We start from the raw sequence: 13041 nt of genomic DNA on the forward strand, positions 1-13041 counted from the left end.
CTAGAAGCCGAAGCGGGCGGAAACGGTGACGGACTGGCTGGTGAGACTGGCCTCGGTTGCGGCAATCGGGATCAGCAGGGTGCTGGTGGCGCGCTGGACGAACAGCGTGCCGTCATCGGTTTCGACCTGGCCCAAGTCGCTGTAGCGATAGGCCAGTTCCAGCGTGATCCTGTCACTCACGGCATAGCCCAGGCCCGCTTCGGCGGCCCAGGCGAAATCATAATGCGTGCCGCCGGGCATGACCGAATAGCGCGGCTGCGCCAGGGCCGGGAATTCATAGGTCATCTTCGATGTTTCATTGCGCGAGACGCCGGCGCCCAGGCCGAGATAGGGCCTAAGCCGCGTTTCGACCCCCATGGCGGCCAAGGGTTCGACATAAGCAAAGGCCATGAGATCGGCCTGGTTGACGGTGCTGCTGACCGGCTGATCGCGCCCCGCCTTGACGAAATTGGCATTGCCGTCGAAGGCGAGGTTGGGACGCAGGTCGAGGGCCGCCTCCACCCGGAACCATGAGGTGAGTTCGAGACCGGCACCTGCGCCGAGCATGGTGGTTGTGCCGAAATCTCCGCGCGCGCCGATGGACTTTCCGTTCTCGCCCGTGCCGCAGCCGAACAGGGCGAAGGGATCCTGTGCTTTGCAATCGGCATCCTTGAAGCTCGTATCACCCGTCCAGGCGAGGCCCAGCGTGGCGCGGAGATAGGGCTTGGGGCCTTCTGCCGCGGCCGGCCCCGCAAGCGCTGCCAGAAGCGCTGCCGCCAGGGTGATCGGAGGTGGGAGGATGCGCATGAGGTGCCAATGAATCAGTTGATAAGATCGATTGTGCGGGAGCCAAGGCCAGTCCGCAACCATTGAAGGCGCTGGGCGCTGGCCCTAAGCTTGGGGCCGTGCCGATCCATGTGATTTTCGATGCCCTTGCCGCCTGCGCTTCGCTGGGGATGACGCTGTTCGTCTACCGCTGGCGGCTGAGGGACGCCGGACAGAAGATCGACTCTGCCGGGCCGCTTTATGCGCTGGCCCTGCTGGCCGGGGCGGCGGCTGGCGGCTTCGGCGCGGGCACGCTGAACCTCTGGCTGTCCGGCGAGCCCGGAATGGGCCGGAGCATTCTGGGGGCGCTGGCGGGGGCAATCCTCGCCGTTGAAATCTTCAAGCGGTGGCGCGGCATCACGGGGTCAACCGGGCTGATCTTCGTTCCGGCCTTTGCGACCAGCGTGGTGGTGGGGCGGTGGGGGTGTTACCTCTCCGGGCTTGCGGACGAAACCTATGGCACTCCGACCAGTTTTCCGCTGGGGCATGATTTCGGTGACGGCATTCTGCGCCACCCGGTGCAGCTCTATGAGAGCTTCACCATGGCGGTGTTTCTGGTGGTGGCGCTCATCCTTATCGGGCGGAGGAGCGCGTATTTCATGCGGAACGGGTTTTACCTGTTGGTGCTGGTTTATGCCGGGCAGCGCTTCCTCTGGGAGTTTCTGAAGCCCTATGGAACGGTTGTGGGTCCGTTCAATCTGTTCCATTTGCTTTGTGCGGGACTCGTGATTTATTCGATTGCGATGATGGCGAAGGGGAGGGCGTCATGAACCGGGCGGATTTCTGGTGCCGCGTTCTGGCGTGGCTGCAGATTGGCGGTGCAATCGCCGTGGGGGCTGCGATCTACGCGCTGTGGGCGCTGATCTTCGGCTGGATGGTGATCGAGGATGGCGGCTTCTTCACCTTCATCAAATGGCTGGTGATCCTGCTCTTCGCGCTGCCGCCCTTTGTGACAGGCCTGCTGACGATCATGTTTGCGGACAGGGTGGAACAGGCGCAGGCGGGAAAGCGTGACGAATCCCATGTGGCGCTGCGGGTGCTCATGGCGCTGGCGGGATTATGGTCTGCCGGCGTCATCGGTTTCGTGGGGATCAGCATTCCGCCGGTTGGCTTCTTCGCGGTGCTGGGGGTCGCCTCAGCGGCGATTGCCGTTCTCGGACAGGACTGGACGGCGGACCTGTTCCTGCCGCGCCGGGACCCGGCATGAACGCGCCGCTCCGCAAGATCGCGCCCTATGTCTTCTATGGCCAGACCACCTCCATGTGCAGCGACTGCATGGCGCTGGTGCCGGCCAAGATTATTTTCGAAGAAGGCAAGGTCTTCTACCTCAAGCGCTGCAAGACGCATGGGGTGGAGAAGGCGCTGGTTTCAACCGATATCAGCTACTTCAAGCTTTGCCATGATTATCTGAAACCGGGTGACCGGCCGCTTTCCCCCCAAACCCGCACGGAGCTGGGCTGCCCCTATGACTGCGGCCTGTGCCCTGACCATGAGCAGCACTCATGCCTGGCGCTGATCGAGGTGAATGAAGCCTGCAACCTGACCTGCCCCACGTGCTTTGCCAATTCCTCCACGGCCAAGACCATGCACCGGCCTTTGGCTGAGATCGAGCGGATGATGGATGCGCTGGTCGCCTCCGAAGGCGAGCCCGACCTCCTGCAGATTTCGGGTGGGGAGCCCACGCTGCACCCGCAGATTCTCGAGATCATCTCGGCGGCGAAGCGGCGGCCGATCCGGCACATCATGCTGAACACCAACGGCATCCGCATTGCGCAGGAGCCGGAGTTCGTGAAGAGCCTCGCTGCGTTCAAGCCGGGTTTCGAGGTCTATCTGCAGTTCGACTCGCTCAGGGCTTCGGTGCTGAAAAATCTTCGCGGCGCGGATCTGACGCGCATCCGGCGGGAGGCGCTGGAGGCACTGGAACGCGAGAACATCTCGACCACGCTGGTCGTGGTCGTGAAGGCCGGGCAGAATGAGGATGAGCTGGGAGAGATCATCGACTTTGCCCTGCAATGGAATTGCGTGCGGGGCATCACCTTCCAGCCGGTGCAGGATGCGGGGCGCAATGAAGGCTTCGACCCGGCGCGGGACCGGATGGTGCTCTCCGACATCCGGCAGCGCATCATCCAGGCCGGAACGGCGTTTGGCGCGGGCGACATCATTCCGCTGCCGTGCAACCCGGAATCGATCGCCATTGGCTATGCGCTGCGGAAGGGCCGGACGATTGCGCCCATCACGTCATTCTTCCCGCGTGACATGCTGGTGGAGGCGCTGCCCAACGCCATCACCTTCGAGAAATATCCGGATCTCCATGCGCAGGTGCTGAGCTTCTTTTCGCTGTCCACCGCCGAATGCAACAACCCGGAGAAGCTCAACGCGCTGCTGTGCTGCCTGCCGGAGGTGCCGGTTCCGGAGGGGTTCGGATATGAGAATATCTTCCGTATCGCCATCGTGGAATTCATGGACCGGCATAATTTCTGCGTGGGCCGGGTGAAGCGGAGCTGCATTCATTTCGTGACGCCCAACGGCCAGATCATTCCGTTTGAAACCTACAACATGTTCTATCGCGACGATGCGGCGCGGGCCCGCATGGCGCGGAGCAGGGGGGAAGTATGAAAGTCATCCTCGGCATCTTCTGCGGGCTGGTGGTGCTGTTTGCCGGCGGCTGCGCCATCTTCCTGGTGAGTATCCAGTTCTCGGGCGACAGCGGGGCGGCTCCGCTGGCGCTGATCCCCGGTGCCGTGGCAGTGCTGAACCTTCTGGTGCTGCTGGCCCTTCTGGGGAAGTACCGCGCGCAAAGCTGGGTCTTCTATGTGCTGGCGGGTGTCGATGTGCTGGCGGCCATCGCGGCGGGCATTTTCTGGAGTTCGGTCTCCTACCAGGTTCAGGACATCTGGACGCTGGCTTTGCCGGTCATCGCCGTGCTGCTGCTCAAGGCCGTGCTGACCGTCATCATGGCGGGCAGGCTTCCGCCGCCGCAATCGCCATGAAACCCGCCTCAGGGTTGAAGAGTTAGCGCTGCTGGGCCATATAGCCGGGTCAGGGGTTTTTGCGGGGAACGGATCGCGTGGCGGAATTCTGGGCTGAACACTTTACCTTCGTCACGTCGGTCGAAGGATGGATCGCGCTGGGCACGCTGATTGCCATGGAGATCGTCCTCGGCATCGACAATCTCATCTTCATCTCGATCCTGTCCAACAAGCTGCCCGAGGCGGACCGCTCCCGCGCGCGGCGGCTGGGCATTGGCGGCGCGCTGCTGATGCGGCTCGTTCTGCTGGCGACGGTGGCCTATATCGCGCAGCTCACCCAACCGCTGTTTACGGTGCTGGACAAGTCATTCTCCTGGCGGGACCTGATCCTGCTGGCGGGCGGCTTATTCCTGATGTGGAAGGCCACGAAGGAAATCCATCATTCCGTCGACACCGAGGACGGCAAGGAGAATATCGTGGGGGCCGCCACCCTGACGGTGGGGGGCGCGATCTTCCAGATCCTGCTGCTGGACCTGGTGTTCTCGGTCGATTCGATCATCACGGCGGTGGGCATGACGGACCATCTGGCCATCATGTATATCGCCGTCATCGTGGCCATGGCCGTCATGCTGTTTGCAGCCGATCCGCTGGGGCGCTTCATTGCGGCCAACCCGACGATCGTCATGCTGGCGCTGGGCTTCCTCCTGATGATCGGCATGACGCTGATTGCGGAAGCGTTCCACTTCCACGTGCCGCGTGGCTATGTGTACGCCGCCATGGGCTTCTCCACCCTGGTGGAAGTGCTCAACATGCTGGCGCGGCGGGCCCGCAAGAAGAAGCAGGCCGCCGAGGCTGCCTCCAAGGCGACGCTGCACTGAGGCATCCCGCTTTCCCTTCTCCCGTCGCGCCGCCACGGGAGAAGGGAAGTTCCGCAACTGACCCGCCAGTTGCCCTTACCGCCGCCCTCGGCTAGAAGCGCCGCAAATCCCTTACAGTTTGAAAGAGACGTCACGCGATGGCCCGTCAGTTCATCTATCACATGAGTGGTCTCACCAAGGCCTATGCCGGTGGCAAGAAGGTTCTCGAGAACATTCATCTCTCCTTCTATCCGGATGCCAAGATCGGCGTGCTGGGGCCCAACGGCTCCGGCAAGTCCACGCTTCTCCGTATCATGGCGGGGCTCGATACGGAGTGGAACGGCGAGGCGTGGCTGGCCGATGGCGCGACGGTTGGCTACCTTCAGCAGGAGCCGGAGCTTGACCCGGCGCTCGACGTGATGGGCAATGTGATGGAAGGGGTGGCGCACAAGAAGGCGATCCTCGACCAGTATAATGAGCTTATGGCCGACTACAATGACGAGAACGCCGAGAAGGCCGGCAAGCTGCAGGACGTGATCGACGCGCAGAATCTGTGGGACCTCGAATCGCAGGTGGAGCAGGCGATGGACGCGCTGCGCTGCCCGCCGGGAGATGCGCAGATCGACAATCTCTCCGGCGGTGAAAAGCGCCGCGTGGCGCTGACGCAGCTTTTGCTCAGGAAGCCCGACCTGCTGCTGCTGGACGAACCCACCAACCATCTGGACGCCGAGTCGGTGAACTGGCTTGAGCATCATTTGCGGGATTATCCGGGTGCAATCCTGATCGTCACCCATGACCGTTACTTCCTCGACAATGTGACGAGCTGGATCCTGGAGCTCGACCGTGGCCGCGGCATTCCTTACGAAGGCAATTACTCCGCCTATCTCGGCCAGAAATCCAAGCGCTTTGCGCAGGAATCGCGTGAGGATGCGGCGCGTGAGAAGTCACTGGCGCGCGAGCAGGAGTGGATTTCCGCTTCCCCCAAGGCCAGGCAGGCCAAGTCCAAGGCGCGCATCAAGGCCTATGACGAGCTGTTGAAGGTGAACGAGGACCGCCTCAAGTCCACGACAGCGCAGATCATCATTCCGCCGGGCGAGCGGCTGGGCAATACGGTGATCAACCTCGAAGGCGTGTCCAAGGCCTATGGCGACCGGCTGCTGATCGATAGCTTGTCCTTCAAGCTGCCGCCCGGCGGTATTGTGGGCATCATCGGGCCCAACGGCGCGGGCAAGACCACGCTGTTCCGCATGATCACCGGCCAAGAGCAGCCCGATACCGGCACCATCACCATCGGTGAGAGCGTGCATATGGGCTATGTCGATCAGTCCCGCGATTCGCTCGACCCGGACAAGACGGTCTGGCAGGAGATCTCCGGCGGCAATGACATCATCTACCTCGGCAAGCGCGAGATGAATTCGCGGGCCTACACGGGCGCCTTCAACTTCAAGGGCGGGGACCAGCAGCAGAAGGTGGGGAACCTTTCGGGCGGGCAGCGGAACCGCGTCCATCTGGCCAAAATGCTGAAGACGGGGGCCAATGTGCTGCTCCTCGACGAGCCGACGAACGACCTCGACACCGAAACCCTCGCCGCTCTTGAGGAGGCGTTGGAGGATTTCGCCGGCTGCGCCGTGGTCATCAGCCATGACCGCATGTTCCTCGACCGCCTTGCCACCCATATTCTGGCCTTCGAGGGCGACAGCCATGTGGAATGGTTCGAGGGCAATTTCCAGGACTATGAGGAAGACAAGAAGCGCCGCCTGGGCGAGGACAGCGTGATGCCGAAGCGCATCCGTTACAAGCAGTTCGCAAGGTAGGGGCGCTCAGGTGACGGCGGGCGCGGCGCGTGCTAGAGGACGGTTTCCCGTTCACACTTCGCGACCAGACCCATGACCATTTCCCGCCGCCTGTTCCTCGCCTCGCTTGCCGCTGCCGCCGCTACGCCCGCTTTTGCCCAGGTGGCGGCGGTCGACCTTTCCCAGGAGCCGTTTCCGGTCAAGGACGAAGAGAACAAGATCGAGTTTAAATACCGCCGCAAAGAAGTGGATTTTGAGAGCGCGGAAGCGCCCGGAACCATCGTGGTGGATCCGAAGAAGCGGTTTCTTTACCTGATCCTCGGCAATGGCAAGGCGATCCGCTATGGTGCCTCAGTGGGCAAGCAGGGCCGCACATGGTCAGGCCAGGCCAGTATCGGCCGCATGGAGAAGTGGCCGACATGGACGCCCACGCCGGAGCACCTCGCGGAATTCCCCAAGCTCGCCAAATATGTGCCAGGTGGCATGCCGGGCGGCCCGGAAAATCCTATGGGCGCACGCGCGCTCTATCTCTATCAGGGCGATGTCGACACCATCTACCGCATCCACGGATCCCATGACCCTTCGCTGATCGGCCGCAAGAAGACGGCGGGCTGTGTGAGCCTGCTCAACGTGGACATCATCGACCTCTATAACCGCGTGCAGCTCGGCACCAAAGTGGTGGTGCTGGAATATTGAGGAGCGGCCGCAGGCGGCAGCCATGAGTGACTGGCAGCCCGAGAAATATCTGACCTTCGCCGATGAGCGCACCAGACCTGCGCGGGATTTGCTGGCGCAGGTGCCGCTGATGGAGCCGCGCCGGCTTTATGATTTGGGCTGCGGGCCCGGGAATTCGACGGCACTGCTGGTCGAGCGTTATCCGCTGGCGCATGTGACGGGGGTGGACAATTCGCCCGCCATGCTGGAGGCGGCGCGCAAGGCCTGCGCGGGGGCGGATTTCGTGGCGGGCGATCTGGCCGAGTGGACGCCCGTCGATGCGCCGGATCTCATGTTCTCCAACGCTGCGTTCCAGTGGGTGCCGGACCATCTCGATGTGCTGGCGCGGCTTAGTGGGTCCCTCTCCGCTGGTGGGGTTCTCGCGGTGCAGATGCCGGACAATCTGATGGAACAGAGCCACGCGCTGATGCGGGTTGCGGCGGGGCAGGGCCCATGGTCCGCAAAGCTTGGCGCGGCGCAGGCGGCACGTGACGCCTTGCCCGGCGTTCCGGATTACTACCGGCGGCTGAAGCCGCTGTTCCGGCATCTCGACATCTGGCACACGATCTACAATCACCCCCTCATGGGCGTGGACGGAATCATCGCCTGGCTTTCGACCACCGGGCTCCGGCCCTTTCTGGCGCCGCTCGACCCGGCAGAGCGCGAGGATTTTCTCGGGCAATACCGCCTGCTGCTGCGCGAGGCCTATCCGGAGCAGGCTGACGGGACGGTGCTGCTGCGCTTTCCGCGGCTGTTCATGGTTGGGCTGCGCTAAACAGACACTCTTTACGTAGCTTGGAAAGAAGGGCCCTCATCCGCCCTTCGGGCACCTTCTCCCATTGCGTTCCGCAACAGGAGAAGGGAACCACGTCAACCGCGCAAATAGGCGAAGAGGCCGTCGATTGATCCGCTGCGGGCGATGGTGCTGGTGAATTTGTTGCGCATCTGCTGGCCAAGCCACACGCCCTGCATATTGACGTCCCGCACCGTATAGCCGCCGCCGGCGCGCGACAGGCGGAAGGTGACCTTGCTGCCGCTCGCGGCGCGCGCCTTCACCACAAGGTCATTTCCCGATCCGGTGCATTCGAGGATCTGAAGAGCACCGCCACGGAAACCGCTGCCATGTTTTTTCAGCAGCGTGCCGATGAACTGGCGCGTGAGGCGCAGATATTCAGCCTCGCGCGACTTGGGGAGGTCCTTACGGTATTTTCCCAGGGCGAAGAGGCTGAGCGAGCGGAGATCCGTGTAGCGGTCCGCAGCGCTGGCGAAGGCGGCGGGCGAACCAGACGAGGCGGCGCGGTCATAAGCCTGACCGGCGCTTTTCACAAAGTCAGCCGCGGGGCAGCTGTCCGCCTGTGCCGTGGTATGCACCAGCAGTGACAAAACGATTGCTAACGTTGCGGCAAGAAAATTTCGAAACGGTTTCACCATAGATCTCCGGCTGAGCAACAAACAGCAACACAAGACGATTAAGGGTCTGCTAAGTTCCGCAGCCCGTCAATCCTCGTTCTTGGGTTTTCCGCCCTTGATCCTGGCTTCACGCAAATGAAGGTCGAGATTCGATCCTTTTATGTCCTCTGGTCTCGCAAGTGCGAAGGCCCGCTTCCGAAGTTCCATCACAAGTTCGGCACGGTCTTCGATATGGGCAATTTCCGAAAATGGAATTGGTTCCCCCACGCGGATCTTGAGGCGCGATCCGATTCGCCTTGCCGTTTCACGGAAGACGAGCGAGAGGCGCAGCGTGAGGCTCAGATGGCTGGCGAGCTGAAACAGCCGTGAATTCTGGCCCACGAAAAACACAGGCACGACCGTGGCCTGCGATGCCCGCAGGAGCTTCGCCGTAAACGGCGCCCATGGCAGATCGACCGCAGGCCCGCGCAGGGGCTTTTCCGACGTCGACACGCCGCCCCCTGGAAAGATGCCGATCGCATGGCCCTGTTTCAGCCAGGCTTGCGCTGCAAGGCGGGAGTTCACGTTGGTTTCCCGCGCCTCGCGGGTGGGGGCAAAGGCCACGGGCAGGAGATTTGCCGCGGCCTCCGGCGCCTGGCACAGAACATCATTGGCCAGCACCTTGGTATCCGGGCGCACCTTGGTTGCAAGCCAGGTGAGGGTGATACCGTCCAGCACGCCATAGGGGTGGTTGGCGATGAACAGGACGGGACCGGTCTTGGGGGTGCGCGCCAGCGCCTCCTCGTCATAGTCCAGCTTCATGCGCAGCAGGCGGATGGCCGAATCGAAGAAGTTTTCACCGTTCTTCAGATTCTTCTGATGCTGCACGTAAAGTTTCTTGAGCTTCCTCTGGCCGCCGATCTTCTCAATCGCCTGAATGACAGCGCGCTGCAGCACGGGCTGATCGGCGGTTGAATAGCTGAACCGAACTTTCTTCGGGGTGAGGGATGCGATGGACTTCGCCATGGGCGGCCGGTGGTGATGAAACTCATCATCCTTCGCATTTCGCCGGGGTGCATGCAATGGAGGAAGAACACGCTGCACCTCACCCTGTGGTATATGGCCGGCAAGGGAGGATTCGCCATGTACACTCTTTATGCACGAAATCAGGCCGGCTCGATGGCCGTCGAAGCGCTGCTCGCCGCTTGCGGGGCAGACTACCGGGTCATTGTTCTGGACCGGAAGCCGGACGGGTCCTTCGAAGATTTCTTCCATGCCATTAATCCCAAGGCCGAAGTGCCAACGCTCATCCTGCCCGATGACAGTGTGATGACGGAAAGCGTGGCGATGATGATCTACCTCGCCGACCGGTATCCGGAGGCGGGCCTTTCACCTGCCGCCGATGCGCCGGACCGCGCGCGTTTCCTGCGCTGGATGGTCTATATGGGAACGACCATCTACATGAGCGATCTGCGCCTGTTCTATCCGCAGCGCTATACCACCGCCACAGCCGAGGCCCCGGGCATCCAGGCGAAAGCCGAAGAGATGATGACGGCCGAATTCGCCATCTATGCGGCGGCCCTGGGCGAAGGACCGTTCATTCTCGGACCCGTCATGAGTGCAGCTGATATCTACGCCGCAATGCTCTGCAGCTGGGTGCCCGATGTGCCCGGCCTGTTTGCCCGCCACCCGAATTTGAAACGGATGTATGACGCCGTTGTGCAGCATGACGCCGTGCGGAAAGTGTGGGCGCGAAACGAGATGACGTTCTAGGAACGGCGACGGTCACGCGGCCTTCGCCGCCGCCCCCAGCCCCAGCACGCGGCATATTGCGTAGACCAAGTCGGCGCGGTTCAGGGTGTAGAAGTGGAAGTGCTTCACACCTTCCCGCCGCAGCGCATCCACCTGTTCGGCGGCGACCATGGCGGCGACGAGGTTGCGAGTTTCGGGGTCATCATCGAGGCCCTCGAACCGGGTGGCAAGTGCCGGCGGCACGTGGGCGCCACAGCGGCCAGCAAATTCGCTGACGCGGGCGAAGGAGGTGATCGGCAGAATGCCCGGCACCAGTTCAATGTCGATGCCGCGCGCGGCAATGCGGTCCCTGAGCCTCAGGAAAAAGGCATTGTGGAAGAAGAATTGCGAGACGGCGCGGGTGGCCCCGTGCTCGGCCTTGTCTGCCATGAAGGCCAGATCCTCCTCGATCGAGACGGATTCCGGGTGCCGCTCCGGATAGGCTGACACGGAGATTTCGAAATCGCCCAGTTCGCGGATGCCGCGCACCAGATCCGCGGCGTTGCGATAGCCTTCGGGGTGGGGCACGAAGCGGGTGCCGACGCCCCCCGGCGGATCGCCGCGCAGGGCCACGATGTGGCGGACGCCGGCCTCGGCGAAATCCTTTACGACCGCATTCACCTCCGCCTTGCTGGCGCCGACGCAGGTCAGATGGGCGGCAGGCTTAAGGCTGGTTTCCGACGCAATGCGGCGCACGGTGTTCAAGGTGCGGTCCCTGGTGGTGCCGCCCGCGCCATAGGTGACGGAGACGAAGCTGGGTTGAACCGTCTCCAGCTTGCGGATGGTGCGCCAGAAGCTTTCATCGCCGTCTGCTTTGGGCGGGAAGAACTCGAAGGAGACGCTGATCCCCGAGACATCGTCAGCAAACGCGATCATGTGGCGTGATCCTTCATCGGCGCATGGGAGAGGGTGGAGCCTGGCGCAGTTGCAAGCCACAGAGACACGGTGAGGCCCGTGCCCTGCGGACGCCAGGGCGGCGGCAGCACATCATGCTGGGTGAGGGTGAGCCCGGCGCGGGTGAGCCATTGGGCCATGCTTTCGGCGGCTATGCCGAGGCGGCGGTGGGCGTGGTCGGTGCGAAGCTCATCCAGATCATGGGGCGCAAAATCGACGATCATCAGGCGGCCGCCGGGCTCCAGGATGCGAGCGGCCTCGGCCAGCGCGCGGGCCGGATCCTCCAGGAAGTGCAGCACCTGATGGATGGTGACGAAATCCGCAAAGCCATCGGGGAAGGGCAGGGCATAGATCTCGCCATGGCGGACTTGCGCATTGCGAACGCCTGCGGCCTCAAGGTTCACGCGTGCGATTGCCAGCATGTCCCGGCTGGAATCGATGCCGATCGATTGCTGGGCAAAGCTGGCGAAGCGCCGCAGAACGGCGCCGGTGCCGGTGCCCAGGTCCACATGGAGTCTGATCGGCGCCTGACCCGCAAGGCGGACCATGGCCTGCTCCACATCCTCCTCCCGCACATGGAGCGAGCGAAGTTGCTCCCAGCGGGTGGCGTTTTCGGCGAAATAGCGGGATGCGGCTTCGGCCCGGCGGTTGCGGATATCTTCAAGCCGGGCGAGATCACCCGCCAGAACGGGATCAGCTCCGGGAAGAAGGTCGACGATGGCCCGGGCCAGGGCACCGCCCATATCCTCCTCCCGGAGGCGGAACAGAACCCAATTTCCTTCCTTGTGGCGGATGATGAGGCCCGCTTCCGCCATGAGCTTCAGGTGGCGACTCACGCGCGGCTGGCTCTGGCCCAGGATTTGGGTCAGCTCGCTGACATTGGCCTCGCCATGGGCGAGTATGAACAAGATGCGCACGCGGGTTGATTCCGCCGCGGCGCGCAGCCCGGACAGCAGTTCTTCCATGCCCATGCACCTCTATAACTACATAAACATATCTTTATGTAGATCGCAAGATGAGAACTGAGCCGGGATAGTTTGCAGTCGATTCCATCTCTGCGGGCGGAAACATGCCGAAGTCTTGCAATCGTCAAGATTTCGCGGCCTATTGGTGCGATCAGGATGCTGGAAACCAGCTGAACGTGGAGGTTCTATGAACAATCAGGGGAAACGCCCGCTTTCCCGGCGGGAATTGTGCGGGGTTGCCGTTGCGGCCCTTTTTGCAATGGTTACACCGGCGGCGGCCAATGCGGCCGCGGAAGACTATGTCATCAATATTGCCGATGACGTGATGAAGCTTGCCAACACGGGCCGCAAGGGCACGGCGCTGCGCGGGCAATTCGCGTCTTTGCTGAACCGTTACATTAATCTCAAGGGCATCGCGGATTATGCGCTGGGGCCCTATGTGAAGAAACTGCCGCCGGACAAGCGCAGCGAATTCTACACGCTGGTGAGCAACTACGCCGCCGCACTGTTCGTCTATTACGTCGACGATTTCCGCGGCAACAAGCTCGACATCAAATCGACCACGCAGCAGGGCAAGTTCACCGTCATCCAGAGTGAGATCACCGGTGGCGGCGGGCGCGAACAGGTGCGCTGGCGCCTGACGCCTTCAGGCGGCGGCTTCCGCGTGAGCGACGTCAACATCAAGGGCGTGTGGCTGACCATTGCAATGAAGGACCGCTTCTCCAAGGTGCTCAAGTCTTCCAAGGGTGATTTCGGGCCGCTGTTTGCAGAGTTGCGCGAGGCGGAAACCTGGTAGTGCTCCGCCCGGCCGTTGTTGACGCGACCTGAGGCTGTGATTATGGCGTGACGTGTGAGCAGGGTCACG

General features: G+C 62.5%; 15 protein-coding genes. 10 read left to right on the plus strand and 5 right to left on the minus strand.

The window, feature by feature from the left end; all coding sequences use genetic code 11:
* Nucleotides 1-786, minus strand: a complete 786-nt coding sequence (locus tag ACO06F_RS00135) for an outer membrane protein (RefSeq protein ID WP_421694681.1) — start codon at nt 784-786, stop codon at nt 1-3.
* 98 nt (nt 787-884) lie between these two features.
* On the opposite strand from ACO06F_RS00135, the gene ACO06F_RS00140 reads away from it, so the two are divergent.
* From ACO06F_RS00140 to tam, 8 genes are all read left to right on the plus strand, one after another.
* Nucleotides 885-1574, plus strand: coding sequence for a prolipoprotein diacylglyceryl transferase family protein (locus ACO06F_RS00140; protein ID WP_421694682.1), 690 nt, complete (start codon nt 885-887; stop codon nt 1572-1574).
* A complete protein-coding gene (locus tag ACO06F_RS00145; RefSeq protein WP_421694683.1) occupies nt 1571-2011 on the plus strand; it encodes a hypothetical protein in 441 nt (146 codons plus the stop codon). Before ACO06F_RS00140 ends, ACO06F_RS00145 begins: the two co-directional genes overlap by 4 nt.
* Complete coding sequence (locus ACO06F_RS00150) at nt 2008-3420, plus strand: radical SAM protein (protein WP_421694684.1); 1413 nt, start codon at nt 2008-2010, stop codon at nt 3418-3420. Before ACO06F_RS00145 ends, ACO06F_RS00150 begins: the two co-directional genes overlap by 4 nt.
* Nucleotides 3417-3794 (plus strand): hypothetical protein, encoded by a 378-nt coding sequence (locus ACO06F_RS00155; RefSeq protein WP_421694685.1) that lies wholly within the window; start codon nt 3417-3419, stop codon nt 3792-3794. The genes ACO06F_RS00150 and ACO06F_RS00155 overlap by 4 nt, the downstream gene beginning before the upstream one ends.
* Before the next feature lie 77 nt (nt 3795-3871).
* Nucleotides 3872-4651 carry a TerC family protein gene (locus tag ACO06F_RS00160; RefSeq protein ID WP_421694686.1) on the plus strand — a complete coding sequence of 260 codons (780 nt, stop codon included), beginning with the start codon at nt 3872-3874 and terminating at the stop codon, nt 4649-4651.
* 137 nt (nt 4652-4788) lie between these two features.
* A complete protein-coding gene (gene ettA / locus ACO06F_RS00165; protein WP_421694687.1) occupies nt 4789-6444 on the plus strand; it encodes an energy-dependent translational throttle protein EttA in 1656 nt (551 codons plus the stop codon).
* Nucleotides 6445-6516: 72 nt separating this feature from the next.
* Nucleotides 6517-7119, plus strand: coding sequence for a L,D-transpeptidase (locus ACO06F_RS00170; RefSeq protein WP_421694688.1), 603 nt, complete (start codon nt 6517-6519; stop codon nt 7117-7119).
* A 22-nt stretch (nt 7120-7141) separates the two neighbouring features.
* Complete coding sequence (gene tam, locus ACO06F_RS00175; RefSeq protein ID WP_421694689.1) at nt 7142-7912, plus strand: trans-aconitate 2-methyltransferase; 771 nt, start codon at nt 7142-7144, stop codon at nt 7910-7912.
* Between the two features lie 95 nt (nt 7913-8007).
* Here tam and ACO06F_RS00180 read toward each other — a convergent pair whose 3' ends face one another.
* Both ACO06F_RS00180 and ACO06F_RS00185 read right to left on the minus strand, forming a co-directional pair.
* The gene (locus ACO06F_RS00180; RefSeq protein ID WP_421694690.1) at nt 8008-8463 is read right to left on the minus strand and encodes an ABC transporter substrate-binding protein; all 456 of its coding nucleotides are present in this window, start codon (nt 8461-8463) and stop codon (nt 8008-8010) included.
* Between the two features lie 171 nt (nt 8464-8634).
* Nucleotides 8635-9552 (minus strand): lysophospholipid acyltransferase family protein, encoded by a 918-nt coding sequence (locus ACO06F_RS00185; RefSeq protein WP_421694691.1) that lies wholly within the window; start codon nt 9550-9552, stop codon nt 8635-8637.
* A 117-nt stretch (nt 9553-9669) separates the two neighbouring features.
* On the opposite strand from ACO06F_RS00185, the gene ACO06F_RS00190 reads away from it, so the two are divergent.
* Nucleotides 9670-10299 carry a glutathione S-transferase family protein gene (locus tag ACO06F_RS00190; protein ID WP_421694692.1) on the plus strand — a complete coding sequence of 210 codons (630 nt, stop codon included), beginning with the start codon at nt 9670-9672 and terminating at the stop codon, nt 10297-10299.
* Between the two features lie 12 nt (nt 10300-10311).
* Here ACO06F_RS00190 and metF read toward each other — a convergent pair whose 3' ends face one another.
* Together metF and ACO06F_RS00200 are read right to left on the minus strand one after the other, a co-directional pair.
* A complete protein-coding gene (gene metF, locus ACO06F_RS00195) occupies nt 10312-11193 on the minus strand; it encodes a methylenetetrahydrofolate reductase [NAD(P)H] (RefSeq protein ID WP_421694693.1) in 882 nt (293 codons plus the stop codon).
* Entirely contained in the window at nt 11190-12176 is a 987-nt protein-coding gene (locus ACO06F_RS00200; protein WP_421694694.1) for a metalloregulator ArsR/SmtB family transcription factor, read from the minus strand. The genes metF and ACO06F_RS00200 overlap by 4 nt, the downstream gene beginning before the upstream one ends.
* A 187-nt stretch (nt 12177-12363) precedes the next feature.
* On the opposite strand from ACO06F_RS00200, the gene ACO06F_RS00205 reads away from it, so the two are divergent.
* The gene (locus tag ACO06F_RS00205; RefSeq protein ID WP_421694695.1) at nt 12364-12972 is read left to right on the plus strand and encodes an MlaC/ttg2D family ABC transporter substrate-binding protein; all 609 of its coding nucleotides are present in this window, start codon (nt 12364-12366) and stop codon (nt 12970-12972) included.
* Nucleotides 12973-13041: the final 69 nt, after the last annotated feature.

It is taken from the genome of Aestuariivirga sp., assembly GCF_965227715.1.
In the GTDB taxonomy this organism is placed as follows: domain Bacteria; phylum Pseudomonadota; class Alphaproteobacteria; order Rhizobiales; family Aestuariivirgaceae; genus Aestuariivirga.

Bases quoted from the DNA above. Each gene is read 5' to 3' on its own strand.
- ACO06F_RS00135 (WP_421694681.1), bottom strand. From the start codon at position 786: ATGCGCATCCTCCCACCTCCGATCACCCTGGCGGCAGCGCTTCTGGCA.
- ACO06F_RS00145 (WP_421694683.1), top strand. From the start codon at position 1,571: ATGAACCGGGCGGATTTCTGGTGCCGCGTTCTGGCGTGGCTGCAGATT.
- ACO06F_RS00150 (WP_421694684.1), top strand. From the start codon at position 2,008: ATGAACGCGCCGCTCCGCAAGATCGCGCCCTATGTCTTCTATGGCCAG.
- ACO06F_RS00155 (WP_421694685.1), top strand. From the start codon at position 3,417: ATGAAAGTCATCCTCGGCATCTTCTGCGGGCTGGTGGTGCTGTTTGCC.
- ettA (WP_421694687.1), top strand. From the start codon at position 4,789: ATGGCCCGTCAGTTCATCTATCACATGAGTGGTCTCACCAAGGCCTAT.
- ACO06F_RS00170 (WP_421694688.1), top strand. From the start codon at position 6,517: ATGACCATTTCCCGCCGCCTGTTCCTCGCCTCGCTTGCCGCTGCCGCC.
- tam (WP_421694689.1), top strand. From the start codon at position 7,142: ATGAGTGACTGGCAGCCCGAGAAATATCTGACCTTCGCCGATGAGCGC.
- ACO06F_RS00185 (WP_421694691.1), bottom strand. From the start codon at position 9,552: ATGGCGAAGTCCATCGCATCCCTCACCCCGAAGAAAGTTCGGTTCAGC.
- ACO06F_RS00190 (WP_421694692.1), top strand. From the start codon at position 9,670: ATGTACACTCTTTATGCACGAAATCAGGCCGGCTCGATGGCCGTCGAA.
- metF (WP_421694693.1), bottom strand. From the start codon at position 11,193: ATGATCGCGTTTGCTGACGATGTCTCGGGGATCAGCGTCTCCTTCGAG.
- ACO06F_RS00200 (WP_421694694.1), bottom strand. From the start codon at position 12,176: ATGGAAGAACTGCTGTCCGGGCTGCGCGCCGCGGCGGAATCAACCCGC.
- ACO06F_RS00205 (WP_421694695.1), top strand. From the start codon at position 12,364: ATGAACAATCAGGGGAAACGCCCGCTTTCCCGGCGGGAATTGTGCGGG.